Raw genomic sequence first — 26782 nt, 5'->3', positions numbered from 1 at the left:
CCAGCGGGAGAGGGGCGAGGGGTGGGGGCACATCCTCCCCCAGCGGGGGAGGGGCGAGGGGTGGGGGCTGATCCCCCCAGCGGGGGAGAGCGAGGAGGGCAATTTCCCTCAACCGCTCACAACACTGCCCGCAACCCCGCCACCAGCCGCTCAATATCTGCCGGGGCATTATACGCCTGCACCGAGACCCGGATCAACGGGCGGCCTTCCCAGTTGAAACACGGCACTTCGACCCGCCACTCGCGCCACAGGCGGGCTTGCACCTGCGCCGGATCGCACGGCGGCAAGGGCAGCGCGCGCATCTGCACCCACCAACCTTCGTCGTCGGGAGTCAGCGGCGGCAAGCCGCTCAGCGCCAGTATCTGTTGGGAAGCGGCTTGCAACAGCTTGTGGCAGGCCTGCCGCACCGCCGGCCAGTGATGTTGGCGCTGAAACTCGATCGCTGCCGGCACAGCGAGAAACGCCGATGGATCATCGGTGCCCATCCACTCGTAGTAGGCTTGCAGCGGGCGGCCTTCCGGGTAAGCCAGAAAACTGCCTTGGAGCGGATCGGGCGGTTGCCAGCCCCAACTCACTACCAGCGGCTCAAGGCTAGCTTGGTGTTCGGGCCGCACGTAGAGAAAGCCGGCCCCCTTCGGCGCGCACAGCCATTTGTGGCAATTGCCGCCGTAAAAATCGGCCCCTAGCTCGGCGAGATTGAGATCGATCTGGCCGGGAGCATGCGCGCCATCGATCACACTGAGGATCCCGGCGGCGCGCGCCCGCCGGCAGATTTCAGCCACCGGCATAATGATAGCGGTCGGCGACGTGATATGGCTGAGCAAGATCACGCGGGTGCGTGGTGTCACGCCACGCCAAATCTGTTCGACAATCTCAGCAGGCGTTGCCACCGGCAGCTCAACCGGCTGGTTAACGTAGGTTGCGCCGCGTTGCAAACACACATAGCGCCACGTGCGTTCAATCGCGCCGTACTCGTGAGTGATGCCTAACACCTCATCACCCGGTTGCAACCCGATCGAGCGGGCCACAATATTGAGCGCGTAGGTCACATTCGGCACAAAGACCAGATCCTCTGCCGGCGCGCCGATGAACGCCGCCAACTGGGCGCGCGCTTGGCGCAGCAGATCGGGCAACCGGCGACCGAGAAACTCGACCGGTTGCGATTCAAGGGTGCGCTGCCATTGTTGGAAGATATCGAACACTGGGCGCGGGCAAGCGCCAAAACTGCCGTGGTTGAGAAAGGTCATATCGCGCCGGAGCAGAAACTGTTCGGCGAGAGTGGGCAACGGCAGCGAGAGGGTCGGAGCGGCCATAACACATCCTTATCGAATCAAAGCAATTGCAGCCATGTTCGCCGGAAACGGCATTTCGTCAAGCGGGTTGACGGGCAGCGCAACCGCTTCTACCATGGCGCGACGGCGGGAACCTGTAGCGGCACAGCGTGTTGTGCCCGTACAAGAGGGATGAGCGATGTGGTTGATTGTTGGGTTGGGTAATCCGGGGGAGCGGTATGCGCGCACCCGGCATAATATCGGCTTTCGCAGCGTCGAGACGCTGGCTGAACGCTATGGGCTCACATTTCGTAACCAGCGCGCCAACAGTGAGATTGCCGAGGGCAACATTCGCGGGCAACGGGTGGCGCTGGTCAAACCGCAGACCTACATGAACCTGAGCGGGCAAGCGGTGTCGGCGTTGCGCAACTGGTACAAGATCGACCCGGCGCGCGAATTGCTGGTGATCTACGACGATCTCGATCTGCCGTTCGCTAAACTGCGCCTGCGCGAGCGGGGCAGCGCCGGCACCCATAACGGTATGCGCTCGATCGTCGGCCAACTGGGTACGACCGAATTCCCCCGGCTGCGGGTGGGCATTGGCCAGCCGCCGGGCAAGATGGACGCCGCCGATTATGTGTTGAGCCGGTTTACGCCGGAAGAAGAGGCGGCGCTGCCTGATCTGCTGGCGCGCATCGCTGATGCGGTTGAAGTGGTGTTGGGCGAGGGCTTGATCGCGGCGATGAACCGGTACAATCCGTTGTGATCCTCCCATGAACCGCCAACCTGCGGTAGACTACAGAGAGAGCAGTACATTTCACGAGAAGGAGACTGGTATGCCTCTCGAAACGGCCACGCTGGCCGGCGGTTGCTTCTGGTGTCTCGAAGCGGTCTACGATCAGGTGATCGGCGTGCAAGATGTGGTCTCAGGCTACACCGGCGGCCACGTCCCCAACCCGACTTACCGGCAGGTATGCGATGGCGACACCGGCCACGCCGAAGCGGTGCAAATTCGCTTTGACCCCAGCCAAATCAGCTATCGCGAATTGCTCGAAATCTTCTTCAGCATTCACGATCCGACCACGCTCAACCGGCAGGGGGCTGATGTCGGCACCCAGTACCGCTCGGCGATCTTCTACCATTCGGACGAGCAGCGGCAGATTGCCGAGCAATTGGTGCGGGAATTGAGCGAGCAACAGGTGTTTCGCGATCCGATCGTGACCGAGATCGTGCCGGCCACTACCTTCTACCCTGCCGAGGATTATCACCAAGAGTATTTTGCGCGCAACCCCTACCAGCCCTACTGCCAATTTGTGGTTGCGCCCAAAGTGGCCAAGTTCCACAAGCTGTTCGCCACGAAGGTGGCGCGCTAGCGATAAACGCAAAGGCGCAATGGGTTACATTGCGTCTTTGCGTTCAGCATCGCCCGGCTCGTCGCGCATAATTTGGATAAAGCGCCAGCCATACTGCACAAACGACAAGCTAAACGGCACCAACGCCGCGTAGAGCGCGGGTTTGCCCCAGCGCGGGCCGCCGGCAAGGTAGAGCAGGGCGACGATCGTCATCGCCAGCGTCGTGAGCTTGCCGCTGCTCTCGGCAGTGGTAATCTGCGCCTTCCGGCGCAGCACAATCAAGCCCGCCAGCAGAATCCCAACATCGCGAAAGATAAGCAACCCAGTAGCCCACCACGGAAACCCACGGGTGCGCGAGAGCATCACCGCCGCTGAGTCGATCAGCGCCTTATCGGCAATCGGGTCGAGAATCTGGCCCAGCTTCGAGACCTCGCCGCGCCGGCGGGCAATCGGGCCATCGAGCGCGTCGGTAATCATCGTAATCGCAAGCAACAGCAATGCCCGTTCGCGCCGATCGGTGCGCTGCATATAGTAGATCGTCGCCGGCAAGAGCAGCAACCGGCTGATCGTGAGCAGATTCGAGGGGTAGAGGAGTTCTCGCGGTTCGATGAGATCACGGAGCGCCATAGCCTCCTCCTCTTACGACAACGACGGCGATGACGAAACCTGACGAACGGTTTGCCCTAGCAGGTGGCCGAAGACAAGCGCAGCATAAGCGGTTGTGAATAAGATGCCAAAGAACACGATGATGGCGCCAAGGCCAGCGACGAAATTGCACAAGATCGAGAGCAACCACAGCACCAGCCACTCAGCCGGATTGCGCCGCAGCAGTGCAAACACCTCACCCAACTGCAATGCCGCGCCGGCAGAACCAGTCTGTACGTAGCGTCCGCTGCCCACGATCAGCAACGGTTGGGTAATCAGCGCCAACGGCACCAGCAGGAGATTCAGGCAAAGTACCAAACCGATCAAAATCCCGATCGGCGGTTCATTATTGCCGGTTGCGACCACCACCCCCACGATCAGGCATATAAAGAGACACATGATCAGAAATATGGGCAGGTAGTAGACGATATAGATGAACGCGCCGTACAATCCCTCGCTGAAGACAGCGCCGAACTGATTGAGCCGCGGCAGCGGGCGGTCGCTCCCGCTAGCGACGGCGCGGGCAGTATACAAGATACAACCCAACGCGGCAATCTGGCCGATAATGGGCACCAGTTGCAACAGGCCGACCACGACTACCACTTGCCACCAATCAGGGTCATCGAACACAAAGCTAAAGGCGCGAGTCAGATTCATGCAGGCGCTCCGATGTGGTTATCGCGCAGTGCGCGCGTGAGGAATGCGCTATCAACTATTACGGCTTGCGTCACGGCTCTTTATGTAGGAATGTAAGTCCCTCTATCAGTGTACAGACACGCAATCCGTTGTTATTGCGCGGGGGCGCAACCCCCTTTGTCATTGCGAGGGAGCGGCGGCATCCCGCTATGCGGGGTGCCGCCCGACCGAAGCAATCTCCCGCTTCAGCGTCCTGAATGCCTAAGCCGATCGCTCCCACGGGGGATTGCTGCGCCGCGCTCCGCGCGGCTCGCTATGACAGCCGGTGCGTTGTATGGAGTGCGGCAGTTTCACTGCCGCCGTCCAGTACCTTGGTATCTGCGGCAGGAGGACTGCCGCACTCCATAGTCACGCGCATCGCACCTGTGCGGTCATTGCTTCAGCGCATGTCATACCTCAGCGCACTGAACCCGCGCTTCGCGCGGCTCGCTATGACACCGCCCCCCTTTGTCATTGCGAGGGCGCACAGCGCCCGAAGCAATCTCCCACTTCAGCGAAAGACCGATCAGCGTGTACCTACCGCATTCGCGCAACCCTACTGTACCATAATCGAGCGGGTTATGCGCGCAGCTCCCGCTGCGCCTGCCGTTCAGCGGCAACGTACAGTTGCGCGCCAACCAGTTGAGCGAAGACGCCGGCGCTGCATAACAGCCAGCCGGTAAGGATGATGAGCAGCAGCGGCGCATTGTTCGTGATCAACCAGCCAGTCAGGGCTGCAATCACCGCTGCCGGCAGATACGCCGCCAGACTGGCCAAGCGCGCGCGCCAAAAGTGTACCCGGTAAGGCGGCTGCAAAGCGCGCCGTACCGTCTCGATGCTGAGGGCACGCTCGATCTGGCCCTCTTCGGCGAAGATGAGGCGGCCAACCGGCGCAACGCCGATGAGCAAAAAGCACAACCAGACCAATCCTATCAGCGCCACAATACTGGCGGTGATTGGCTCAAGCAGCGCGGTCTGCGCCGTCAACACGAGCGCCAAGCCGCTGCAACCCAGCGCCAAGCCGCCGACCATGAGCGGCAACACAAAAAAGGCGAGATCGATCAACAAGGCGAAAATGCCGGTTAGGGCGCGCAGCGTCCAATCACGCCACGGCGGCAGCGGAATGGGGAAGCCGCGCCGGGTATTGTCGTAGCTCTCCATGATAAAGCCTACGGCCAGCGGCAAGCCGATAATCGTCATTGCCAGCGCACCGTGGAGCAAGCATTTGCGCCACCACGCCGGATCGCGCCAGATCAGCGCAACGGCAGCCGGTAAGGTGGTCGGTGAAGGCAACGGCGCGTACACTACTCTGGCTCCCCGGCCAGATAGCGGCGCAACAGATCGAGCGCCGCCGTGCCGATAAACTCACGGCCCTCGGCTGAGCGCAGGTCGAAGGGGCGGGTCAAGCGCCGTTCGCCGTTTGGCGTCACCAGCGCAAAGGCCACCGCCGTAAAGCCCTGTTCATTAGGTATGCTAGCCGGTTGCACACCCAACGCCAGATCGCTCTGCCAGTGGTCGGCCACGGTAGACGCGCCGGCGGCAGCCAAATCTGACGCGGCCTGCTCGTCGGCTGGCCGGTCAAGCGGATGGATCTCGACCCCGCGCAGCCGCTGCTCAATCTCTGGCGCGGCGAGCAGGGCATGCAACACCGGCGCTTGGATGATCCCTTCGTACAGCGCCAGCGTGAGGTTTCGTTCGCGCAGCAAGCGGGCCACGACCACCGGCAACTCTTCGGCGCCGAGCAGGTACTGGCCGAGGCGCTCACGGATGATCGCCTCGGTCTGGGCAATCATCGCTTCGGCTTCGGCTTGGCTCTCGGCGCGAGCGCCAATGCGCAACTCGTAGCGCGCTCGCTTGGCCGAAATGCCGACGGTCGGATTGGCCTGCTGCATGAGATCGGCAATGCGTTCGCCGATCACACTCTCGCCTAAGCCAACCGCGTGGAGGGTACGGACAAGGATCACGGTAGTGATGCCTCGTTCCTCGCGCAAATAGGGAATCACCGCTGTCTCGAACAGATAGCGCATTTCGCTCGGCACGCCGGGCAATACGATCACCGTGCCGCGCGCGTCTTCGACCAGAAAGGCTGGGGCAGTGCCGCGCGGGTTGGGGATCACGCGCGCGCCTGCCGGCACATAAGCCTGCCGGCGGTTGCTCTCGCTCATCGGGCGGTTCATGGCGGCAAAGCGCGCGGCGATCTGGTCGAGTAATTCTTGATGAAACTCAAGCGGACGATCGAACGCCGCCGCCACCGCTTCGCGGGTCACATCATCGAGGGTTGGGCCAAGTCCTCCGGTGCAAATCACCAGATCGGCCCGGTCAAGCGCTTCGCGCACGGCCTGCTCGATCCGTGCGGCGTTATCACCGACCACCGTCTTGCGATAGACGTTCACGCCGGCAGCGGCCAGTTGGCGGGCAAGGTAGGCGCTGTTGGTATCGATGGTAACGCCGAGCAGCAGTTCTGAGCCGATCGCGATGATTTCAGCGTCCATAGTTCTCCTTATGGGGCGACGCATGCGTCGCCCTTACGCTGGGGCGCGGCGCGGGGGCGACGCATGCGTCGTCCTTACGCTGTGGCGCGGTGCGGGCGCGGCGCGGGTGCGATGCATGCGTCGCCCTTACACGGGGGGCGCGGCGCTGAGAGTGACGCATGCGTCGCCCTTACGGCGTCGTCGATGGATCGGACGATGGCGGTTCGTTGATCCGCTTACGATACTCGCGCCACAGCTCTTGTTCGCGTTCGGCGGCAGCGCGCTGGCCGGCGGCGATCGCAGCGCGCAATCGTTCAGCGAATGACTGGCGGGTGACGCTGGCGCGGGCAGCGAGTGTCTGGCGGATATCACGGCCCGAACGCGGGTTGAGCAGCGCAACTGCTGCGACCCCGACGGCAGCGCCGATGAGCAATCCGGCGATAAACGCGCCGGTGGCCGAAGCGGTTTGGCGTTCGTGTTCGCGGCGCAACGCGGCCAAGAGGCGTTGGGCGGCTTCGCGCTCGGCGGCCAGCGCCTCGAGCGTAGCGGCGCGTTCGGCATGGATCGACTCGGCGAAACGGCGCGCAACCTCGGCGATCGCGTCGTTCTCAACGGTCATCGGCGTGCTCCTCAACTTGTCAGGATGGGTAGAACCTGTCGGTGAAGCGGGTGCTCTCAACCACTTGCGCATCGCTCGCTCCCCACGTTATCCCTCTCCCCGCTTGCGGGGAGAGGGGTGAATCACTCACTTGCTCCTACGCCTGCGACCTAACTGCGGGTGCGGATCTCTTCCAATGCGCGGGCCAAGAAGGCATCGACCGGCATTGCGCCAAGATCTTCACCAGCGCGGGTACGGACGGCGACAGCATCAGCAGCTTCCTCTCTGGCGCCGATTATAAGCATATAAGGTATCTTCTGCAACTGTGCCCGCCGGATCTTCCCTTGCATCCGATCGCGATTGTCGTCGAGCTCTACTCGCAAGCCGGCGGCGAAGAGGCGCTGGCGCACCTTGCGCGCGTACTCCATCTGCTTGTCGGTAATCGGAATGACGACCGCCTGCACCGGAGCCAGCCAGAGCGGGAACGCGCCGCCGTAGTGCTCGATCAAGACCCCCATAAACCGCTCGGTGGTGCCGGTAACGGCGCGGTGCAAAACAACCGGCGTGTGCGGCTTGTCGTCTTCGCCGATGTATTCGCAGCCTAAGCGGGCCGGCTGGATGAAATCGACTTGGATCGTGCTCAATTGCCACTCGCGCCCCAACACATCGCGGGCCAAGAAGTCGGCTTTCGGGCCGTAGAAGGCCGCTTCGCCCTCGGCCTCAAAATACTCGACGCCGTTGGCTTCCAGCGCCGCGCGCAAGGCCGCCGTCGCCTGCTCCCACTTTTCGTCGTCTTGCACGTACTTGCCCTCTTTGCCGCGCAGCGACAAGCGCACCTTGTAATCGGTGAACTTGTAAGTTCCCAACACCTCACGGATCACTTGCAGAGCAAGGCTAAACTCCTCTTGAATCTGGTCAGGCCGGCAAAAGATATGGCAGTCGTCTTGGGTCAAGGCCCGCACCCGCGTCAACCCGCTCAATGCACCGCTGTCTTCGTAGCGGTAGAGGGTGGCAAACTCGGCGAAGCGCAGCGGCAAATCGCGATAGCTGATCACGCCAAGCTGGTTGTAGAGGGTCATGTGGCTCGGGCAGTTCATCGGCTTCAGCCGGAAGACCAGATCCTCGCTCTCAACCATCGGCGGGAACATGCTGTCGCGATAGTTGTCGTAGTGGCCCGACTTGCGGTAAAGCTGCTCCTTCACCACATTGCCCGTCCAGACGTGCTGATAGCCGTAGCGGGTCTGCACCTCGCGCACGAACTTCTCCATCTCGTGCCGGATGATCTCGCCTTTGGGCGTAAAGATGGGCAAACCGGGGCCAATGTCGTCAGAGAAGAAGAACAGGCCCAATTCCTTGCCCAGACGGCGATGGTCGCGCTTGCGCGCCTCTTCCAACTGGTGCAGATAGGCTTCCAGCTCTTCTTTGGTGTTCCAGCCGGTGCCGTAAATGCGCTGCAACTGGCGATTCTTCTCATCGCCGCGCCAATAGGCGCCAGCGATGCTCATCAGCTTAAACGCTTCGGGATTGATCTCGCCGGTATGGTTGAGGTGCGGCCCGCGGCAGAGATCCTCGAACGTATCTTGGCGGTAGGTCGAGATGACCGTATCGCCGTGATGGGTCTCACCGTATTCGTCCAACCCTTTCGCCAACCCCTCGATCAATTCGAGCTTGTAGGGCTGGTTGGCAAAGAGCTGGCGAGCCTCTTCGGCGCTCACCTCGCGGTAGATAAACGGATGATTCCCGGCAATAATCCGCTTCATCCGCTGTTCGATCTCGGTCAGATCTTCCGGCGTCAGCGGGCGGGGCAGGTCAAAATCGTAGTAAAAGCCATTCTCAATCGGCGGCCCGATGGCCACTTTGCCGTCAGGAAAGATTTCAAGCACCGCCTGCGCCATGACGTGGGCCAACGAATGGCGCAGACGATAGTACGGATCGCTCTTGGGATCGACCGGCATGGTTGAACTCCTTTACCTCAACACAATCGTTAGCATACCATCATCAATCCGCGCCGCAACAATCTGGCGGCCCTGCTGGAGCAACTCGGCATTGAGCCGTTCATTGAGGGCAGCAGTCAGATCATTGGCCGAAACCAGCGCCGCCAGCGGCCCCTCAATCTGCGGATCAACCGCTGCCACCCGGCCATCGCGCACCGTTAGGCCAGTGCTGGCCACACTGGTCATACCATACGCGCGCACCGTTACAATGGCGCGATTGGCGACCAACCGCACACTGGCGGCTTCAACCGGTAACACCGCGTCGATCCCGGCGAGGTAGCCGTTGATCTCGGCTTCGCTGACCGTTACTTCACCGGAAGGCAATGCCGCAATCAAGTCGGGCAACGGCGCATTGGTTGTCGCAACGGGTGGCGCGAGCAGGTCGGCGATGCTGCGACCAAGGGCAGTACTGAGTTGGGGACGGGCCAGCAGCAGGTAGAGCGCGGCAATCATCAGCAACCCCACCCCAAGCCGGGCCAACTGGCCGGCGCACCCGCTCGTCTCACGGCGTCGCGCCGGCAACCGGCGCGCGGAAGAACGCATAGTCACTCCTTGCAGGCGACATAACTCAAACAGCTCTCCGCCCGCACGGGGACGAAGAGCTGCTTCGTGGTTCCACCCTGTGTTTACGCAACGCCAAACGGCGGCGTTACGCCTCATTGGTCGCGATAACGGGCGAATCCCGTGCTCCCATACTAGCGCGCAGCGTTCCGGGAGCCGCTCGGAGGGGGTTTTCACCGGGCCCATCGCCAGACGCGCTCTCAGTCGCGGCGCGCCCTCCCTGTGGCCGGAACCGGGTTACTCGTCCTCGTCGGCGCTTTTGGCTATCTAACCGGTTGACATGGTAGCGCGAAGCGGGCGGCGCGTCAAGGAGGAATAGCCGCAAGAGACGCAAACGCCGCAAAAACGATGTTTGTGCATGTTGTGTCTCTTGGTGGCTATTCTTCTCCCAGTGAGCGGATAATATGGAATAGCCGCGAAAAGACGCAAGAGCCGCAAAAACGATGTTTGTGCATGTTGTGTCTCTTGGTGGCTATTCTCCTCCAGCGTGCGGGCGATAAGGAATAGCCACAAAAAGACGCAAACGCCGCAACATGTTAAAAAGAAATCTTTGTGTATTTTGTGTCTCTTGGTGGCTATGCTCCTCCGGCGTGCAGGCGATGAGGAATAGCCGTAAAAAGACGCAAGAGCCGCAACATGTTAAAAATTTTGTGCATTTTGTGTCTCTTTGTGGCTATTCTTCCCAGTGCATTACGCCCCTACTGCGCTGTAGCGCGACACCCCTTCGCGCCACAGCCAGCGCAGCAACAACCCCAACAGCACTGCCCACCCGATCTGGTGCGCGAATCCCCACGCAATCGCCACCGGATCGAGCCGGCCCAACAGCAGCTCCAGCGGGAAGGCCAGCATAGCGCGGAACGGCAGCCACGCCAGCACGGCCGTCACCGGCGGCGGCAACAGGTCGAGCGGAATCAGGTAGCCGCTGCTGAAGGCATAAACTCCAAACCAAAAATCTTGCAATGCCAGCACTTGCGTCCACCAAAAACTGAGCACGCCGATGCAGCACTGGTTGAGGAAGTAGACCGTAAACGCCAGCGCAATCGCGAGCGGTAAGGCGGCCAAACTGAGCGGATCGGGCCGGGGGATGGCGCCGGGAGCGATCATGGCGGCGATCAGCGCGATCGGCGCGACCATAATCAGGCGCAGCGGCTTGTCGGCCAGCGCCATCGCCAGATAGCGCCAGAGCGGATGCACTGGGCGCAACAGGTGCGGCGACAACTCACCCAAGCGGATGTCGCGCTCCATATCCCAGATGATCCAGACCCCGGTCAGTTGGCGAATGCAGAGCGCACCGACAAAATAGGCGACAAAATCATCGCTGGCATAGCCGCCGATCACGCCATCGCCGGCTAGCGTGCGCCAGACGGCCAGCATGATCAGCGGCAGCATACCGGTGATGACCCAGATGAAGAGTTGGGCGCGGTAGGCGAGGGCATCGGCCCATGCCGCGCGCATTAAGACGGCGAATTTGGCTGGCATAAGACTGTCGCTATCAGTACAAGAACGATTGCGGTTTTAGGATGACACATGCGCGTAGAGGTTGTTGATGGCTTTGTGATGAGCTCATTTACCCTCACCCCCAGCCCCTCTCCCGTAACACGGGAGAGGGGCGTTCTATTCAGTCCGTGCAGGCATCCGTCCCGCGGAAGCGGGAGATTGCTTCGGGCGCTGCGCGCCCTCGCAATGACAGGAGTGTCCGCATCATGAGTGTGGCGCGAACGGTGGGCAAAGGCAAAAAGACTATAGCTGGCTGCCCGTCCTGCGCCGGTGTCTCCTCACATCCATCCCCTCTCCCACGCCAGCGGGAGAGGGGCGCTGCTACATTCCGCTCCCGCAATATCTGGCCCGTTATCCAGCGGCTCCCCCGCTCTCGCCGTGAGGCGGGAGAGGGCAGGGGGTGAGGGCGTCAACGCAAAGCCGCACAGGATGACAACGCAAAGGCGCAAAGGACGCAGAGAGCGCAAAGGGGTTTGGGATTGGGATCATTCTCGACGCCCTCGGCGGTAAAGAACTTACCCCACCCCTTGACCCTCTCCCGTTTATTTTTTGTGCCTTTTGCGTCTTTTTGTGGCTATTCCCACTGCGCTCTCGGCGTCCTCGGCGGTAAAAAACTCGGCCCTCTCCCGTTTATTTTTTGTGCCTTTTGCGTCTTTTTGTGGCCATTCCCTCCGCGTCCTCTGTGCTCTCGGTGGCCGTATTGTATCAGACAACTCCCCCACTTTGGATTATGATAGAAACGGTATCGCTCTTGCATTCGGAGACCCCATGCGCATCGCGTTTCTCGACTCGTGGCTTCAGCAGGTAGCCGAAGGCAGCGGCACCGCCGCTGCAATCGGCGGCTTGGGCCGCGCCCTCCGCGCTCACGGCCATCACGTTGCCCGCATTGCCCCGCCGGTGGCATGGCCGCCGAACCTCACCCTGCGCCGGCTATTGTTTAATCTGTACGTTCCTGCACTTTTGCGCGCCTTGCCCTACGACTTGATCGTCGGCGTGGATATTGACGGCGTATTAGTAGCGGGGCGCGTCACCACGCCGTATGTGTGCAGCGTGAAAGGAGTGATTGCTGAAGAGCTGCAACACGAGCGCGGCAATGTGCGCCGCCTGCTCTGGCTGCTCTCGCGGCTAGAGCGGATCAATGCCCGTCGCGCGCCATTGGTCATCACCACCAGCGACTATTGCCGGCGCAGCATCCAGCACCACTACGGCGTGCCAGCCGAGCGCATCCGGCTGGTGCCGGAAGGGATCGATCTGGCGGCATGGCCGATGCCGCTGCCGCGTGGCGCCGGCCAGACCATTCTCTGCGTAGCTCGCCAATATCCGCGCAAGCACATCGCCGACCTGATCCGCGCTTTTGCGCAGGTGCGGCAACATCTGCCCGCCGCCGAATTGGTGATCATTGGCGATGGGCCAGAACACCATACCCTGCGCGCGCTGGCCGCCGAATTGAACTTGGGATCGGCCTGCCGCTTGCTCGGCGCGGTACCCGACGATGATGAAGTAAAGGCGTGGTACTACCGCGCCGATCTCTTCTGCCTGCCCAGCGTGCAAGAAGGGTTCGGCATTGTCTTTCTTGAAGCGATGGCCGCCGGCTTGCCGGTCATCGCCACCACCGCCGCCGCCATCCCCGAAGTGGTGCCCCACGGTGAGGCGGGTCTGTTGGTTCCGCCCGGCGATGTACCGGCCTTGGCCGCAGCATTGACCACCCTACTGGCCGATCCGGCCCTGCGCCAGCGATACGGCGCGTTTGGCCGCGAATACGTTGCCCGCTTCGACTGGATGCGGGTGGCGGAACGGTTTTTGGACGTGACGCGGGGGTGGTGAGCGGCTTTTCCTGTCATTGCGAGGGAGCGGCGGCACCCAGCAGCGCTGGGTGGCGCGCGACCGCAGCAATCTCCCGCTTCAGCGGGAGCAACCGGTCAGATATTCCTCCCGTGCTCGGGGGAGATTGCTTCGCCGCCTGCGGCGGCTCGCAATGACAGCGGGGGAGCGGGAGGAGTGCAGGCAGCCCTCCCGTGCTCGGGGGAGATTGCTTCGCCGCCTGCGGCGGCTCGCAATGACAGCGGGGGAGCAAGAGATGGCTGCGCTCGCAAAGAGTAGTACAATCGTATCAGCAACGCAAGCTGTGGTCGCCCCTGCGTTCAGCAAGAAAGAACCCTATGTCGATTGAAGTGCGCGGCCTGCGCAAATACTACCAAGTCCATCGCAAAGAGGCCGGACTCGCCGGCTCACTGCGCGCGTTCGTGCGCCGGCGCTACGAGACGGTGAAGGCGGTGGATGGGATTGACTTCACGATCGCTTCCGGCGAGATGGTTGGGTTTCTTGGCCCCAACGGCGCCGGCAAGACCACAACGCTGAAGGTGCTGGCCGGCCTGCTCCATCCGACCGCCGGCGAAGTGCGGGTGCTGGGGTTTACGCCGTTTGATCGCCAGACCGCGTTCCTCAAGCAGATTACGCTGGTGATGGGCCAAAAGCAGCAACTGCTGTGGGATCTGCCGGCGATCGAGACCTTTGAAGTCAATCGGGTGATCTTCGAGGTGCCCGCTGACGAGTACCGGCGCACGCTCAATGAGCTGATCGACCTGCTTGAACTCGGTGACTTGCTCAATAAGCAGGTGCGCAAATTGAGTTTAGGTGAGCGGATGAAGTGCGAATTGGCGGCAGCCTTGCTTCACCGACCCAAGGTGCTCTTCCTCGATGAGCCGACCATCGGTCTCGATGTGACGATGCAGGCCCGTGTGCGCGAGTTTGTCGCCGAATACAACCGGCGCTACAGCGCGACGGTGTTGCTGACCAGCCACTATATGGCCGACGTCACCGCTCTCTGCCGGCGGGTGATCGTGATTAATCACGGACGCTTGCTCTACGATGGCAACTTGCAGAGCATGGTCGAGCAGGTCGCGCCGCATAAGATTATTCATCTCGTGTTGAGCGAGCCGGTGCCGGTCGAGACATTGGCCCGCTACGGCGAGGTGCAGCGCGTCGACGGGCTTGAGGTCGAATTGAAGGTTGCCCGCCACGACACTACTCGCACCGGCGCTCGCCTACTGGCCGAGTTACCGGTGGCCGATATCAACATCGCCGAGCCGCCGATCGAAGAGATCATTGGCGAGGTCTTTGGCCAACCGGTGTAGAGACGCCGCGTGCGATGCGTGTGCGGAAACGACCTAGTCGCGCCGCACGGCGGTGCGGCGTCCGGCCAAGCGGGGTAGGGACGACGCATGCGTCGTCCCTACCCCGCCGCCACCACCTCGCCGGCGGCGACAATCGCGCCGCGGGTGCGCATGTCGGTCAATGACAACACGCCGTTGACCACCGCTACCGGCTGGACACTGGTATCTTCGCGAGCGGCGAGCACGGCATGCGGCCCAATCTGTGCCCGGTCGTCGATCCACGAATGGCTGATCATCGCGCCAGCGCCAACCATCACCTCGCTGCCGATCACCGATCCGCCTACCATGGCCCCACTGCCGATCGTTGCCCCGGCTTCGATCGCCGACGCAATAATCAATGCCCCCGGCCCGACTACCACCCGCGGGCCGATCACGGCTGGCCCAACGATCTTCGCTTGCGGGCCGATCACCGCACCTTCGCCAATCACCACCACCCCCTCGATATCCGCCTCCGGGTCAATCCGCGCAGTCGGTGCAATCCGTGATTGCGCCAACCGCGCCAGCAAAAACCGCGCCGCCAGCAAGGCTTCCCACGGTGTGCCGACCGGAATCCAGTGGCCGGTACAGATGTGGCAGGCAACTGGGTGCTGATTGGCCAATAACGCGATTAGATCGGTCAATTCGAGTTCGCCGCGCGGCGAAGGGATGATTTGGCGCAATAACGGAAATACTGCCTCATCGAAATGGTAAATGCCGGGGTTGGCGAGCGCATCTGCCGGCGGGTTGGCCGGCTTCTCGATAATCCGGTACACCAGCCCATCTTGCACATCGAGCACGCCAAACGAACGCGGATCGGCGACACGCAACCCGGCGACGGCGTAGCGGTGCTGGCTCACGCCAATCACATCGGCGCGGTCAATCAAATTATCGCCATAGAGCAACAAAAATGGTTCGTCAATCGGTTCGGCGGCTAGCAATGCGCCAGCCGTACCGTTAATCACCGTCTGATGAACGTAACGCAGCGCCATCCCTCGATACGAATCGCCAAACGCGGCGATGATCTGATCGGCTCGATAGCCGACCACCAGCGTCACCCGCTCTACCAACCCAACCAGTTCATCGAGGATATGGGCTAGCAGCGGCTGGCCGAGCAGCGGGATCAACGGCTTCGGACGGTGTTCGGTCAGTGGCCGCGTGCGGGTAGAGGCGCCGGCAACCAGAATGACTGCGTGGCGAGCAGCAGGCATGATCTCCTCCCTGAACGGATCGATCCGGCTTCAGGATACCATGACCTGTGGAATTTGTTTGCCAAACCGCAATTGTGGTGAAGGCGCAGAGGAAGCAGAGGCGCAGAGGGTTGAAACGCAAAGGCGCAGAGGGTGCAAAGAGCGCAAAGGTTGGGAAACGCAAAGGCGCAGAGCACGCAAAGACGCAGAGGGTTTAGTGGGGAGGGATACGAGCTCGCTCGCGCTCCGTCTTTTCACTTGCCTCTGTGCTCATTCCTCCCCGCCGCACCCCTCCCCCAGCGGGAGAGGGGCTGGGGGTGAGGGCCAGCAGCCCGCGCAGCGGGCTTTGTAACCCTAGCCCGGCCCTTCAGGGCCGGGTGCCGGATCAGCGGTTCTGTCCGCCCTTGAACTCCCAGCGGGAGAGGGGCTGGGGGTGAGGGCCAACAGCCCGCGCAGCGGGCTTCGTACCCCTAGCCCGGCCCTTCAGGGCCGGGTTCCTGACAAACGTTCTGTCCGCCCTTGAACTCCCAGCGGGGGAGGGGCAAGGGGTGGGGGCATCAGCCCGCGCAGCGGGCTGATGCCCCCTAGCCCGGCCCTTCAGGGCCGGGTTCCTGACAAACGTTCTGTCCGCCCTTGAACTCCCAGCGGGGGAGGGGAAAGGGGTGGGGGCAAAACCAATGCCAAGGCGCCGAGCACGCAGCGGTGAGAAAACGCAAAGACGCAGAGAACGCAAAGAGCGCAAAGGGTTTGTTGGAAAGGATACAAGCGCGCTTGTGCCCCTTCCTCCGCGCCCTCTGCGCTCGCTGCGGTAAACGCCCCTATCCACCTGCCAACTGGCGGGTCAGCAAAATCGCCTGCGCCACTTCGCGCATCGTCTTGCGATTGCGCATCGCCAGTTGCTGAATGCGGCGGAAGGCTTCCGCTTCGCTGAGACCGTGCAGATCCATCAGCACACCCTTGGCCTGCTCAATCTCTTTGCGGGTTTCGAGCCGGTCGCGCAATGCAATAACCTCATTGCGGCGCGCTTGATAGACCTGCCAGCGTGCGAGCGTCACCTCAATCAACGGCATCAACTCAGCATCGCGGAAGGGTTTGGTCAAATAGCCAAAGACGCCGGCCATCCGCGCTCGTTCGGCCAATTCCCGCGACGCCGAGGCTGTGAGCAGGATCACCGGCGCTAACCCTTCGTGGCACAAGATGGTCGCCGCTTCTAAGCCATCAAGATGCGGCATTTTGTAATCAAGCAACACCAAGTCAGGCCGCATCTGGCGCGCCATTGCCACCGCTTGCTGCCCGTCCGCCGCTTCGCCAACGATCAAATAACCGAGCGCGAGCAACGTCTCGCGCAGGTGCATCCGGATCAACGATTCATCATCAGCAATCAAGAGTCGCGCTGCCATGCGTGCTCCCGAAACAATAAGCACCCGCCGCCGCAACAGTGCGACGCGCAGGTGGCATCAATGCGATGTGTCAATGTAACTTCAAGTATACGCTTTGGCAGCAGTGAATGCTATGGCAGAATTGCACAATGAAAGATAGGGGAAATTTGTAGAGACGTACCCGTTACGGGTTCGCCGGTTCGACTCCGTGGCCGGCAGTGATGTGGCTGAGGTCAATCGTCCCACCTCGCAGCGCAAAACCGCCCTCGAAGGGATTCTCGGCAAGGAAAAAGGGTGTGTCGAGATCGACGAAGCGGAAGCCGCCGAGACCGGCGGCGAAGTGAGCCGACATGGTCATAGCGAGGATCGACTCAACCATGCCGCCGATCATCAACCCCAACCCGGCAGCGCGGGCAATGGCGGCCATTTCGAGCGCCTCGACTACACCAGTCTTCATCAATTTGATGTTAATCACATGCGCCGCGCGCTCGTGAGCGATGCGCAACACATTCAGCGCGCTGGCAGCCGTCTCATCGGCAGCGATGGGAACGCCGCCCCACTGCACTAGTTGGCGCATGCCGGCCCAATCGTCGGCAGGCACCGGCTGTTCAACCAAGGCCGGCACGATCTGCTGCAAGCGCAACGCGCCGAGCAATTCCAGCATCGCCTCGGCGGTCAAGCCGCCGTTGCCATCGAGGATCAACGGCGCGTCGGGAGCAATCGCACGGATAGCGGTAATACGGGCTAAGTCGTGGCTCAGTTCGCTGCCGCCAATCTTGACTTTGATCTGGCGAATGCCTCGATCGAGAATATCGAGCGTCGCCAGCGCCGCCGCTTCGACCGTGCCGGTGGTGATGGTCATATCGGTTTCGAGCATATGGCCGGCGCCGCCAAAGAAGACGTACAGCGGCAACCCATAATGGCGGGTGAGGGCATCGAGCACCGCCGTCTCGATGGCGCAACGGGCCGAGCCGTAGCTACCGATCTGCTCGCGCAACTGGCAGGCAATGGCCCGCCATTCGCGCACGTCAGCACCCTCTACCGCCGAACGCACCGCCTCAATCGCCGCCTGCGCGCCGGCCTGTGTCTCGCCGTTAAACGCCGGGAAGGGGGCCGCTTCCCCGTAACCGCGGATGCCGTTTGCCAGTTCGACCGTCACCAGCAGATTGCGGGCCACGTCTTGCGCGCCGCCGGCAATGCCAAACGGACTATGCAACGGAATATCGAGCGGCGTTACCGACAAAGCGCGGATGGTGGTCGTCATAGATTACTCTCTGCTACACCACAACTTGTAAATTCGTGTCTCCCCCTCACACCCGATACTGCCGGCGCAGATAGACCGTAATCGTCACCAACACAATCACCGCACCCAGCACCTGCCAGATACTCTGCAACTGCTCGCCGAGCAGCAGGGCAGCCAACGCCAGCGCGCTCACCAGCCGCCAACCCATCGTACTGCTCACCAGCGGCGCACCGAGTTGGCGCAGGGCCACAATCTGGCCGAGGTTCGCGCCCAACAACACAAAGACCACGAACGCGGCAAACACCGCCCAATCGTATGGGCCAATCTCGCCAAACCGCTGCCATGGCTCGCCCAAAAGCACGCTCATCGCGCCGCAAGTGACCGTCAGCGCGATCAGTTGAATCACCAGCATCGCTTCGGCCCGCACCTTGCCCGCCCCGGTTGCGCGCGGCACCAGTATCATATAGAGCGCCAGCGCACACGCCGAGACAAAGGCAATCGCGATGCCAAGCAGATCGCTCGCCGTCAAGCGCAAAACCGTACCGCTGGCGACATCGCCGCTCATCATCAATAATGAGCCAACGATCGAGAGCGCGATAGCAGGCAACGTAAACGGCGGCAGCCGCTCGCGGAAGAAGAGCTTGCTCAGCAGCGCGACGATCAACGGGGTGAGCAGCGTGATCAGTTGCACATAGATCGCCAGCGTAAAGCGCGCCGAGGTCAAGTTCGTCATCGCGCGCACGCTCACCACCAGCGCAAACAGCCAAATGATCGGCGTCACCCACACCTTGCGGTCAACGTGGCGATAGGCAAAGGGGAGATAGACAAGCAGCGCGAGCGCATTGCCAAGGCTGAGAATCGCCATACTGGGTAAGTGGCTAATCGTCTGGAGATAGCGGGCTAGCACCGGGTAGGCGCCCCAGCCGGTGTGGGCAAAGAGGGCAACCACCAACCAGAGCCACGAGACTCCGGCGCGGGTTGCAGTTGCAGTGGCAGATGAATTGCTCATAACGGGTATTATAGCAAAGGTTGATTGAGCCATAAACGAAGCGGCGGGGTGTCCTGCTGTCATTGCGAGGGGGTGTAGAGGCAGCGCACTGCGCTGCCCGCGCGACCGAAGCAATCTCCCGCTTCAGCGGAACTAACCGCTCAGGGCATCCCTCCCGTGCTCGTGGGGGATTGCTTCGCCGCCTGCGGCGGCTCGCAATGACAGTGAGGAACGGGAACGGCGACTGAGCGGGAGCATCCCGTGCGCGGAGGAGATTGCTGCGCCGCCTGCGGCGGCTCGCACGGACAGGGTCGCCTGTCATTGCGAGGGAGCGGCGCTCCCCAGCAGCGCTGGGGGGCGCGCGACCGAAGCAATCTCCCGCTTCAGCGGAACAAACCGCTCAGGGCATCCCTCCCGTGCGCAGAGGAGATTGCTTCGCCGCCTGCGGCGGCTCGCAATGACAGTGAGGAACGGGAACGGCGACTGAGGGGGAGTGTCCCGTGCGCGGAGGAGATTGCTGCGCTGCGCTGCGCTCCGATCGCACGGAAAGGGTCGGTTTGTCATTGCGAGGGAGCGGCGTCCCCCAGCGCTGGGGGGCGCGCGACCGAAGCAATCTCCTGCTTCAGCGGAACTAACCGCTCAGGGCATCCCTCCCGTGCTCGTGGGGGATTGCTTCGCCGCCTGCGGCGGCTCGTAATGACAGTGAGGAGCGGGAACGGCGGCTGAGCGGGAGCGTCCCGTGCGCGGAGGAGATTGCTGCGCTGCGCTGCGCTCCGCTCGCAAGGACAGGGTCGGTTTGTCATTGCGAGGGAGCGGCGCTCCCCAGCAGCGCTGGGGGGCGCGCGACCGAAGCAATCTCCTGCTTCAGCGGAACAAACCGCTCAGGGCATCCCTCCCGTGCTCGTGGGGGATTGCTTCGCCGCCTGTGGCTCGCAAGGACAAAGGGGAGCGGGAACGGCGGCTGAGCGGGAGCGTCCCGTGCTCGTGGGGGATTGCTTCGCCGCCTGCGGCGGCTCGCAAGGACAAAGGGGAGCGGGAACGGCGGCTGAGTGGGAGCGTCCCGTGCTCGTGGGGGATTGCTTCGCCGCCTGCGGCGGCTCGCAATGTAATATTGGCACGTGCATTCGTTGACCTCAGGAGCATTGCTATGCCCATTGATCTCGCTGATCTGATCGCCGCCGGTGGCGCGCTGGCCGGCCCGACGTATACCGATACCTTCACCGATTGGAGTTACGACTCGCGTTTGACCAATGCCGGTGAGTGTTTTATCGCTCTCCGCACGGCACGGGCCGATGGCCACGACTATATTCCGGCGGCGATTGCTGCCGGCGCGCGGGGGGTGCTGTGCAGCCGTCCGCCCCACGATGCTGGCACTGCGACGGTGATCGTCTGCCCCGATCCGCAGGCGTTGTTGTTGCGCTGGGCTAGTGCCCGCTTGCGCGCGCTGCATCCCACTGTGATCGCTGTGACCGGCGGGATCGGCAAGACCCTTGCCCGGCGCACGATTGCCGCTGTGCTGAGCCAGCAGGCCGCTACCTTCCAAAGCCGGCGTAATTTCAATTCGCTGTTGGGGTTGCCGATTGCGCTCGCCCGCCTGCGTGACGGTGATCGCTATGCAGTGCTCGAATTCGCCGGCGAGCACCTTGCCCCGCTTGCGGTTGCGTTTCCGCCCCATCTTGCTGTGATCACGCCCGCCGCCGATCCAACAATGGCGGCATGGGTAGCTGAGCAAGGCGCCCAACTGCTCATTGCCGCCGAGCCGTTCCGCTACACTGGTGCGAACGGGATTGACGTGCGCGCGACGGCGATTGCTTACCGGCGTGATGGCGTCTCGTTCATTGCCCAGAGCAGCGAAGGCGAACTCGCGATCACTACCCCGCTGCTCGGCCCTCCCGGCGTGGCGGCGGCGCTGGCGGCGGTAGCCGTGGGCCGGGTGTACGGAGTGGCGCCGGAAGCGATTCAGCAGGCGTTGGCCCAGCTCGAAGCGCCGGCAGGACGCCTGCGGCCTTTGGCGGGAGCACAGGGCGAGACGATCCTCGACGATAGTTTCAATGCCACGCCGCTGGCGATGCGCGCCGCGTTGCAGACACTGGCCGCTTTGCCGGCGCGGCGACGGATTGCGGTGTTGGGTACGCCTACCGAACTGCCAGCCATTGACCCAACCCCGATCTTGACCGAACTCGGTGCGCAGGCGGCGCAGAGCGCCGATTACCTCGTGCTGAAGGGGAACGGCGCGGCGACGATGGCCCACGCCGCACGCCTTGCCAATCCGGCGGCGAGCATCCACGTCGTGGACACTAACGACGCGGCGCGGGCAGCGCTGCCCGCCGATCGAGGCAGTGACGATCTGGTGCTGGTGTCGGGCAGCGCCGGCGAACGGCTCGAACAGGTGATCGCGCCGCTGCTCGCCGCCGATCATCCGCCCGAACGTGCGCTGGTGCGGCAAGAACCGGCATGGCGCAGTGTGCGGATTGGCGATCCGGGCCGTCCGACGTGGGTGCATCTCGATTTATCCGCCATTGCCGATAACGTCCGCGCTCTCCGCACCCACGCCGGCGTGCCGCTGATGGTCGTGCTCAAGGGCGATGGGTATGGTCACGGCGCTGCGCGGGTAGCGCGGGCGGCGTTAGCTGCCGGAGCGGAAGCGCTGGCCGTCGCAACGCTCGGCGAAGGGCGCGCGTTACGCGCCCAAGGCATCAACGCGCCGATTCTGGTGTTGGGCTATACCCCGCCGTGGCAGGTTGCCGATGCGATCCGGCTTGATCTGATGATCACACTCTTTGACGACGACACCGCACAGGCGCTCAGCGCTGCGGCGGCGGAACTAGGCCGGCCTGCGCGGGTTCACATCAAAGCCGACACCGGCATGGCCCGGCTGGGACTGCCGTCTGCCGAAGTAGGCCCGTTTCTCCACCGGCTCCGCGATCGTCCCGGCATCGAGCCGGTTGGTCTCTACACCCACTTCGCCCGTGCCGACGAAGCCGATCCTGCGCCAACTACCCAACAACTGGCCCGCTTTCAGGCCATCCTCACCGCGATCACCAGCGCCGGCTTGCGCCCGCCAATCGTCCATGCTGCCAATAGCGCCGCCACGTTGCGCTTCCCAGCCGCGCGCTTCGACATGGTGAGACCCGGTCTCGCCTGCTACGGCCTCGCCCCTAGCCCGGATGCACCGCTCTTGCCCGGCATGCGCCCGGCCCTTAGCTTCTACAGCGAAGTCGCCCAAGTGCGTACCCACCCCGCCGGCACACCGATCTCGTACGGCGGCGTCTACGTCACCCCGCGTCCAGCGCGCATCGCCACCATCCCGGTTGGCTACGCCGACGGCCTCCGCCGGTCGCCGCCGTGGCGCGAGGTGCTGATTCGCGGTCGCCGCGCCCCCATCGTCGGGCGCATCTGCATGGACTACATCATGGTTGATGTCACTGATATTCCGGGAGTACAGCGCGGCGATACGGTGACGATCATCGGGCGGCAGGGTGATGATGCAATATGGGTGGATGAAATCGCCGGCTGGCTGGGCACAATCAGTTACGAAGTGTTGACCGGCATCTTGCCGCGTGTGCCGCGTGAGATTTAATATAGAGTGCGGCAGTCAAACTGCCGCACTCCATGCGGTACAGAAATAGCCACAAAGAAACGCAAAAAACACAAAAATGTATATTTTTATTTGTGTATTTTGTGTCTTTTTGTGGCTATCCCTGCAGTCGATCATATTCTGCGGAGGGAGGCTAGTGTCCTTTGCGGCCCTACGCCCTTCCCTTGCCCGCGGCATCGCCGCCAGCGCAGCGCTGGCAATGGCTGCACTGTTTCCCGGCAACGAGGAAGGGAACCGGCAAGGACCTGATACGGTATAATGATGAAAGAAGATTGCTCTGTTCCATTCATCAATCCGATGCGCGGGAAGGCATGGCGATGCGCTACCACGAGATTGTCAACGAGATCCGGCAGTGGCCGCTCGACCAACAACTGCTGTTGTTGGAAGAGATGACCCGGCTCTTGCGTGTGACACTGGCTCAACCGGCGCCGTCTGCGCCGCCAACAGCATCGCTCCTCTGGCGCGGCGTGCTGGCGAGCGATGCGCCGAGCCCGACTGATGCTGAGCTGCAGCAGGCGTATACCGAGTATCTTATGACCAAGTATCAGTGATGCACGTCTTGCTCGACACCAACGTCGTGTTAGACTTCCTCCTCAATCGCGCGCCGTTTGCCGAGGCGGCGGCCTAATTGTGGGAAGCGCAGCGTCAGAGCCGTTTCGTCGCGTATGTCTCGGCAATCACGCCGATCAATATCTTCTACATCGCACGCAAGCTGCGCGGGATTGCACTCCCCAACAAGTTGTGACGGGTTTGGTGCGCGAATGCCGGATTGCCACGATAGATGACGCGGTGTTGCGAACGGCGCTCACCCTGCCTACGCCCGATTTTGAAGATGCGGTGCAACTAGCGAGCGCATTGCATGCGCAGCTCGATACAATTGTGACCCGTGACCCTGCTGGATATCCGGAATCAGCGATCGCCATCCTCTCCCCAACAGCATTGCTTGCGCTCCTATCACAGCGCAACGGCGAGGAAGCCGGGCCAAGCGATGGGTGAATGCCACGGGAGCGTGAGCGTTGATACCGCGCCGGACGGCGCGCGGCGAGCCGGCGAATTTGCATGCCAGTGTGTTACCGCAGGGGACGCCGAGGACGCGGAGGATGAGAGACTTTCCGCCCTGCGCCCTCCGCGTTCTCTGCGGTAAAAAATTCCCCGTGGCCGGTTCCGCAACGCGGATACTATCGGCTCCGGCGGCGCAACCGGTGTGGCGGGTGGTTGCCATCATCTGCTGCGGAGATGCTCTCGTGTGCGCGACATAAGTTGGCAAAACGCAACGATCTATGTTATAATGACGGCGCTTATATCAGGAACGCCGGGCTGCGCCGGCCCGCGCGCGATTACACGAGGAGGAACTGCTCGTGGCGCTTGAAAAAGAGGAAAAGTCGCAAATTATCAACGGCTATCAGATCCACGAGACTGATACCGGTTCGCCCGAAGTTCAGGTCGCGCTCTTGACCGAGCGGATCAACCAGTTGATCGAGCATTTGCGCGTCCATATCCACGACCATCACTCGCGGCGCGGTCTGCTCAAGCTTGTCGGGCGGCGGCGGCGGCTGCTCAACTATCTGCAGTCCAAGGATCGCGAACGCTACCGCAATGTTATCAATCGCCTCGGTCTGCGCCGCTAGTATGATAGGGGCAACCGTCAGTGTAAGCTAAGGTCAACGAGGGCGCCAGCGGCATTCGCCGCCCGGCGCTCTTTGCTTGCAGTCGTCTGGCGCGGTGGTTCGGGATTGGCGCATGCGCGTGAGTCGCTCGCGCGTATCCGCCAGTGCCGAACTCCGCGCCCCGGCCGCTGTCGTGCGGCCGCCATGGTTTCAGTGGGGCGCACCGGCGCCCCAGTTAAGCAGGAGTTGTAAGGAAGTATGACAGAACGGAAAATTTACACCGTGAGCGCGGAGATTGCCGGCCGTACTTTGACCCTTGAAGCCGGTCGCTTCGCCGAACAGGCCGATGGCGCGGTGGTGGCGCGGTATGGCGATACGATGCTGCTGGCCACCGTGGTGTGCGCCAAAGAGGCGCGGGAAGGCGCCGATTTCTTCCCCCTCACCGTTGATTACGAAGAGAAGATGTACGCCGTGGGCAAGATTCCCGGCAATTTCTTCAAACGCGAAGGCCGCCCCACTACCACTGCGATTCTCATCTCGCGGCTGACCGACCGCCCGCTGCGCCCCCTCTTCCCCAAGGGGTTCTATAACGAAGTGCAGGTGATTATCACCACCTTCTCGATCGATATGGAGAACGACCCCGGCCCGCTGGCGATTATCGCCGCCTCGGCGGCGTTGTCGATCAGCGATATTCCTTTTGCTGGCCCGGTCGGCGCGGTGCAGATGGGCCATCTCAACGGCCAGTTGGTCGTTAACCCCAAGATGGGCGAGATGGAGCAGAGCCGGCTTGATCTGGTCGTCGCCGGCACCAAAGATGCGGTGCTGATGGTCGAGGCTGGCGCGCATGAGTTGACCGAAGATGAGATGTTGCAGGCGGTGATCGATGGCCACGCCGTTTGCAAGCAGATTTGCGATCTGCAAGAGCAGTTGGTGCAGCTCTGCGGCAAGCCTAAGCGCCCCTTCACCCCGCCGGTCGTCGATACCTCGCTCGAAGAGGCGATCAGCGCGTGGATGGGTGATCGCTTGCGCCAAGCGGTGCGCAGCCCGATTAAGCAGGAGCGTGAGGCGCAGACCGAGGCGCTGAAGGCTGAGGTGATTGCGCACTTTACCGCCGATGAGCCGGAGGAAGAGATTCCAAATCGCACCAAAGAGGTCAGCAAGGCGTTCGAGAAGCTGCTTAAGGATGAGGTGCGCAACGCGATCCTCGATGAAGGGATCCGCGTTGATGGCCGCGCCCTCGATGAGATCCGCCCGATTAGCATCGAGGTCGGCGTGGTGCCGCGCGTCCACGGTTCAGCCGTCTTTACCCGCGGCCAGACGCAGGTGCTCACAATTACCACGCTCGGTTCGCCCGGCGATGAGCAGAAGGTGGATGATCTCGGCATCGAGACGACCAAACGCTACATTCACCACTATAACTTCCCGCCGTTTAGCACCGGCGAGGTGCGCCGGCTCGGTACGCCGCGCCGCCGCGACATCGGCCACGGCGCGCTCGCTGAGCGATCGCTGTACGCGGTGCTGCCGAGCGAAGAGGAGTTTCCCTACACGATCCGGCTCGTCTCTGAGGTGCTCTCGTCGAATGGTTCGTCGTCGATGGCGTCGGTCTGCGGTTCGTCGCTCAGCCTGATGGATGCCGGTGTGCCGATTAAGGCCCCCGTGGCTGGGGTGGCGATGGGCTTGATTACCGATGAAGATGGGCGCTGGCGCGTGTTGACCGATATTCAGGGGCTTGAAGACGCGCTCGGTGATATGGACTTTAAGGTGGCCGGTACCGCGAAGGGTGTCACCGGGTTGCAGATGGATATCAAGACCACCGGGATTACCTACGAGATTATGCGGCAGGCGTTTGCGCAGGCCCGCGCCGGGCGGCTCTTTATTCTCGATAAGATGAATGCGGTGATTAGCGCGCCGCGGCCTGAGTTGTCGATCTATGCGCCGCGGATTATGACTATCCAGATTCCGGTCGAGAAGATCGGCGCGCTGATCGGCCCCGGCGGTAAGACGATCCGCAATATCTGCGATACCACCGGCGCCCAGATTGATATCGAAGACGACGGTCGCGTCTTTATCACCACGCCCGACGGCGAGGCGGCCAAGAAGGCGATCAGTATGATCGAGGGCCTGACCCGCGAGGCCAAGGTGGGCGATATCTTCCTTGGCAAAGTGGTGAGCATCAAGCCGTTCGGCGCGTTCGTCAATATCTTGCCCGGCAAAGACGGCATGGTGCATGTGTCAGAGCTTGACGACAAGCGGGTCGAGAATGTCGAAGATGTGGTCTCGCTCGGTGACGAGATCAATGTGATGGTGATCGACATTGACCGCACTACCGGCAAGATCAGTCTCAGCCGGCGGGCAGTGCTCACCGGCGAGACGCCGGAAGAGCGGAAGGCCGCCGGCGCTGCGCCTCGCCCCCGTCCCCGCGAAGAGTCGCGTGGCGGTCGGGAGGAGCCGCGCGGCGGGCGGGAAGAGCCGCGCAGTTTGCGCGAAGAATTGCGCGGGCCGCGCCGCGATGCCGATCGCCCGCGCCCGCGGCGGCGTGATGACTAAGCGACACTGAGCCTATC

The 26782-nt window shown here is 62.4% G+C and carries 22 protein-coding genes; 9 read left to right on the top strand and 13 right to left on the bottom strand.

Annotated elements, in window-relative coordinates:
- Window positions 1-116 precede the first annotated feature (116 nt).
- Entirely contained in the window at window positions 117-1313 is a 1197-nt protein-coding gene (locus A6A03_RS19320) for an aminotransferase class V-fold PLP-dependent enzyme (RefSeq protein ID WP_066791512.1), read from the bottom strand.
- A gap of 157 nt (window positions 1314-1470) precedes the next feature.
- On the opposite strand from A6A03_RS19320, the gene pth reads away from it, so the two are divergent.
- Window positions 1471-2037: an aminoacyl-tRNA hydrolase gene (pth, locus tag A6A03_RS19315; protein WP_066791510.1), complete on the top strand. Its 567-nt coding sequence runs from the start codon at window positions 1471-1473 to the stop codon at window positions 2035-2037.
- A gap of 70 nt (window positions 2038-2107) precedes the next feature.
- A complete protein-coding gene (gene msrA, locus A6A03_RS19310) occupies window positions 2108-2644 on the top strand; it encodes a peptide-methionine (S)-S-oxide reductase MsrA (protein WP_066791508.1) in 537 nt (178 codons plus the stop codon).
- Window positions 2645-2668: 24 nt separating this feature from the next.
- On the opposite strand, the gene A6A03_RS19305 is transcribed toward msrA, so the two are convergent.
- The 8 genes from A6A03_RS19305 to A6A03_RS19270 all read right to left on the bottom strand — a co-directional run bounded on the left by A6A03_RS19305 (window position 2669) and on the right by A6A03_RS19270 (window position 11046).
- The gene (locus A6A03_RS19305; protein WP_066791507.1) at window positions 2669-3250 is read right to left on the bottom strand and encodes a CDP-alcohol phosphatidyltransferase family protein; all 582 of its coding nucleotides are present in this window, start codon (window positions 3248-3250) and stop codon (window positions 2669-2671) included.
- A 12-nt stretch (window positions 3251-3262) separates the two neighbouring features.
- A complete protein-coding gene (locus A6A03_RS19300; RefSeq protein WP_066791506.1) occupies window positions 3263-3925 on the bottom strand; it encodes a DUF4013 domain-containing protein in 663 nt (220 codons plus the stop codon).
- A 597-nt stretch (window positions 3926-4522) separates the two neighbouring features.
- Window positions 4523-5248 (bottom strand): DUF4013 domain-containing protein, encoded by a 726-nt coding sequence (locus tag A6A03_RS19295; RefSeq protein WP_245669066.1) that lies wholly within the window; start codon window positions 5246-5248, stop codon window positions 4523-4525.
- Window positions 5248-6435: a competence/damage-inducible protein A gene (locus tag A6A03_RS19290; protein ID WP_066791505.1), complete on the bottom strand. Its 1188-nt coding sequence runs from the start codon at window positions 6433-6435 to the stop codon at window positions 5248-5250. The genes A6A03_RS19295 and A6A03_RS19290 overlap by 1 nt, the downstream gene beginning before the upstream one ends.
- A gap of 169 nt (window positions 6436-6604) precedes the next feature.
- Window positions 6605-7033, bottom strand: a complete 429-nt coding sequence (locus A6A03_RS19285) for a YtxH domain-containing protein (RefSeq protein WP_066791504.1) — start codon at window positions 7031-7033, stop codon at window positions 6605-6607.
- Between the two features lie 149 nt (window positions 7034-7182).
- Window positions 7183-8967: a threonine--tRNA ligase gene (thrS, locus tag A6A03_RS19280; RefSeq protein ID WP_066791503.1), complete on the bottom strand. Its 1785-nt coding sequence runs from the start codon at window positions 8965-8967 to the stop codon at window positions 7183-7185.
- A 12-nt stretch (window positions 8968-8979) separates the two neighbouring features.
- The gene (locus tag A6A03_RS19275; RefSeq protein ID WP_066791501.1) at window positions 8980-9549 is read right to left on the bottom strand and encodes a hypothetical protein; all 570 of its coding nucleotides are present in this window, start codon (window positions 9547-9549) and stop codon (window positions 8980-8982) included.
- 708 nt (window positions 9550-10257) lie between these two features.
- On the bottom strand, window positions 10258-11046 hold the full coding sequence (locus tag A6A03_RS19270) for an ABC transporter permease (protein WP_066791499.1): 789 nt from the start codon (window positions 11044-11046) through the stop codon (window positions 10258-10260).
- Window positions 11047-11832: 786 nt separating this feature from the next.
- Here A6A03_RS19270 and A6A03_RS19265 point away from each other — a divergent pair.
- Together A6A03_RS19265 and A6A03_RS19260 are read left to right on the top strand one after the other, a co-directional pair.
- Window positions 11833-12888 (top strand): glycosyltransferase family 4 protein, encoded by a 1056-nt coding sequence (locus A6A03_RS19265; protein WP_066791497.1) that lies wholly within the window; start codon window positions 11833-11835, stop codon window positions 12886-12888.
- Between the two features lie 335 nt (window positions 12889-13223).
- Window positions 13224-14198: an ABC transporter ATP-binding protein gene (locus A6A03_RS19260; RefSeq protein WP_066791495.1), complete on the top strand. Its 975-nt coding sequence runs from the start codon at window positions 13224-13226 to the stop codon at window positions 14196-14198.
- Window positions 14199-14296: 98 nt separating this feature from the next.
- Here the strand turns inward: A6A03_RS19260 and A6A03_RS19255 are convergent, their stop codons facing one another.
- The 4 genes from A6A03_RS19255 to A6A03_RS19240 form a co-directional block, all read right to left on the bottom strand.
- The gene (locus A6A03_RS19255) at window positions 14297-15424 is read right to left on the bottom strand and encodes a sugar phosphate nucleotidyltransferase (RefSeq protein WP_066791494.1); all 1128 of its coding nucleotides are present in this window, start codon (window positions 15422-15424) and stop codon (window positions 14297-14299) included.
- A gap of 797 nt (window positions 15425-16221) precedes the next feature.
- Window positions 16222-16803: an ANTAR domain-containing response regulator gene (locus A6A03_RS19250; protein ID WP_066791493.1), complete on the bottom strand. Its 582-nt coding sequence runs from the start codon at window positions 16801-16803 to the stop codon at window positions 16222-16224.
- Between the two features lie 163 nt (window positions 16804-16966).
- Window positions 16967-18046 carry a dipeptide epimerase gene (locus A6A03_RS19245; RefSeq protein ID WP_066791492.1) on the bottom strand — a complete coding sequence of 360 codons (1080 nt, stop codon included), beginning with the start codon at window positions 18044-18046 and terminating at the stop codon, window positions 16967-16969.
- Between the two features lie 46 nt (window positions 18047-18092).
- Complete coding sequence (locus A6A03_RS19240; protein WP_066791491.1) at window positions 18093-19034, bottom strand: DMT family transporter; 942 nt, start codon at window positions 19032-19034, stop codon at window positions 18093-18095.
- Between the two features lie 1126 nt (window positions 19035-20160).
- Here A6A03_RS19240 and alr point away from each other — a divergent pair.
- The 5 genes from alr (at window position 20161) to pnp (ending at window position 26765) form a co-directional block, all read left to right on the top strand.
- Complete coding sequence (alr, locus tag A6A03_RS19235) at window positions 20161-22593, top strand: alanine racemase (protein ID WP_066791490.1); 2433 nt, start codon at window positions 20161-20163, stop codon at window positions 22591-22593.
- Window positions 22594-22883: 290 nt separating this feature from the next.
- Entirely contained in the window at window positions 22884-23162 is a 279-nt protein-coding gene (locus A6A03_RS19230; protein ID WP_172812341.1) for a hypothetical protein, read from the top strand.
- A gap of 79 nt (window positions 23163-23241) precedes the next feature.
- Entirely contained in the window at window positions 23242-23607 is a 366-nt protein-coding gene (locus tag A6A03_RS21125) for a PIN domain-containing protein (RefSeq protein WP_425394396.1), read from the top strand.
- A 362-nt stretch (window positions 23608-23969) separates the two neighbouring features.
- Window positions 23970-24239 carry a 30S ribosomal protein S15 gene (rpsO, locus tag A6A03_RS19220; protein WP_066791488.1) on the top strand — a complete coding sequence of 90 codons (270 nt, stop codon included), beginning with the start codon at window positions 23970-23972 and terminating at the stop codon, window positions 24237-24239.
- A gap of 237 nt (window positions 24240-24476) precedes the next feature.
- Window positions 24477-26765 carry a polyribonucleotide nucleotidyltransferase gene (gene pnp, locus A6A03_RS19215; RefSeq protein ID WP_066791486.1) on the top strand — a complete coding sequence of 763 codons (2289 nt, stop codon included), beginning with the start codon at window positions 24477-24479 and terminating at the stop codon, window positions 26763-26765.
- The last annotated feature ends 17 nt before the right edge of the window (window positions 26766-26782 follow it).

Origin of the sequence: Chloroflexus islandicus (genome assembly GCF_001650695.1) — a bacterium.
Classification (GTDB): Bacteria; Chloroflexota; Chloroflexia; order Chloroflexales; family Chloroflexaceae; genus Chloroflexus; species Chloroflexus islandicus.
The sequence above is the reverse complement of the archived record's forward strand: the minus strand, read 5'-3'. Positions and strand labels throughout refer to the sequence as shown.

Bases quoted from the DNA above. Each gene is read 5' to 3' on its own strand.
- A6A03_RS19320 (WP_066791512.1), bottom strand. From the start codon at position 1,313: ATGGCCGCTCCGACCCTCTCGCTGCCGTTGCCCACTCTCGCCGAACAG.
- pth (WP_066791510.1), top strand. From the start codon at position 1,471: ATGTGGTTGATTGTTGGGTTGGGTAATCCGGGGGAGCGGTATGCGCGC.
- msrA (WP_066791508.1), top strand. From the start codon at position 2,108: ATGCCTCTCGAAACGGCCACGCTGGCCGGCGGTTGCTTCTGGTGTCTC.
- A6A03_RS19305 (WP_066791507.1), bottom strand. From the start codon at position 3,250: ATGGCGCTCCGTGATCTCATCGAACCGCGAGAACTCCTCTACCCCTCG.
- A6A03_RS19300 (WP_066791506.1), bottom strand. From the start codon at position 3,925: ATGAATCTGACTCGCGCCTTTAGCTTTGTGTTCGATGACCCTGATTGG.
- A6A03_RS19290 (WP_066791505.1), bottom strand. From the start codon at position 6,435: ATGGACGCTGAAATCATCGCGATCGGCTCAGAACTGCTGCTCGGCGTT.
- A6A03_RS19285 (WP_066791504.1), bottom strand. From the start codon at position 7,033: ATGACCGTTGAGAACGACGCGATCGCCGAGGTTGCGCGCCGTTTCGCC.
- thrS (WP_066791503.1), bottom strand. From the start codon at position 8,967: ATGCCGGTCGATCCCAAGAGCGATCCGTACTATCGTCTGCGCCATTCG.
- A6A03_RS19275 (WP_066791501.1), bottom strand. From the start codon at position 9,549: ATGCGTTCTTCCGCGCGCCGGTTGCCGGCGCGACGCCGTGAGACGAGC.
- A6A03_RS19270 (WP_066791499.1), bottom strand. From the start codon at position 11,046: ATGCCAGCCAAATTCGCCGTCTTAATGCGCGCGGCATGGGCCGATGCC.
- A6A03_RS19265 (WP_066791497.1), top strand. From the start codon at position 11,833: ATGCGCATCGCGTTTCTCGACTCGTGGCTTCAGCAGGTAGCCGAAGGC.
- A6A03_RS19260 (WP_066791495.1), top strand. From the start codon at position 13,224: ATGTCGATTGAAGTGCGCGGCCTGCGCAAATACTACCAAGTCCATCGC.
- A6A03_RS19255 (WP_066791494.1), bottom strand. From the start codon at position 15,424: ATGCCTGCTGCTCGCCACGCAGTCATTCTGGTTGCCGGCGCCTCTACC.
- A6A03_RS19250 (WP_066791493.1), bottom strand. From the start codon at position 16,803: ATGGCAGCGCGACTCTTGATTGCTGATGATGAATCGTTGATCCGGATG.
- A6A03_RS19245 (WP_066791492.1), bottom strand. From the start codon at position 18,046: ATGACGACCACCATCCGCGCTTTGTCGGTAACGCCGCTCGATATTCCG.
- A6A03_RS19240 (WP_066791491.1), bottom strand. From the start codon at position 19,034: ATGAGCAATTCATCTGCCACTGCAACTGCAACCCGCGCCGGAGTCTCG.
- alr (WP_066791490.1), top strand. From the start codon at position 20,161: ATGCCCATTGATCTCGCTGATCTGATCGCCGCCGGTGGCGCGCTGGCC.
- pnp (WP_066791486.1), top strand. From the start codon at position 24,477: ATGACAGAACGGAAAATTTACACCGTGAGCGCGGAGATTGCCGGCCGT.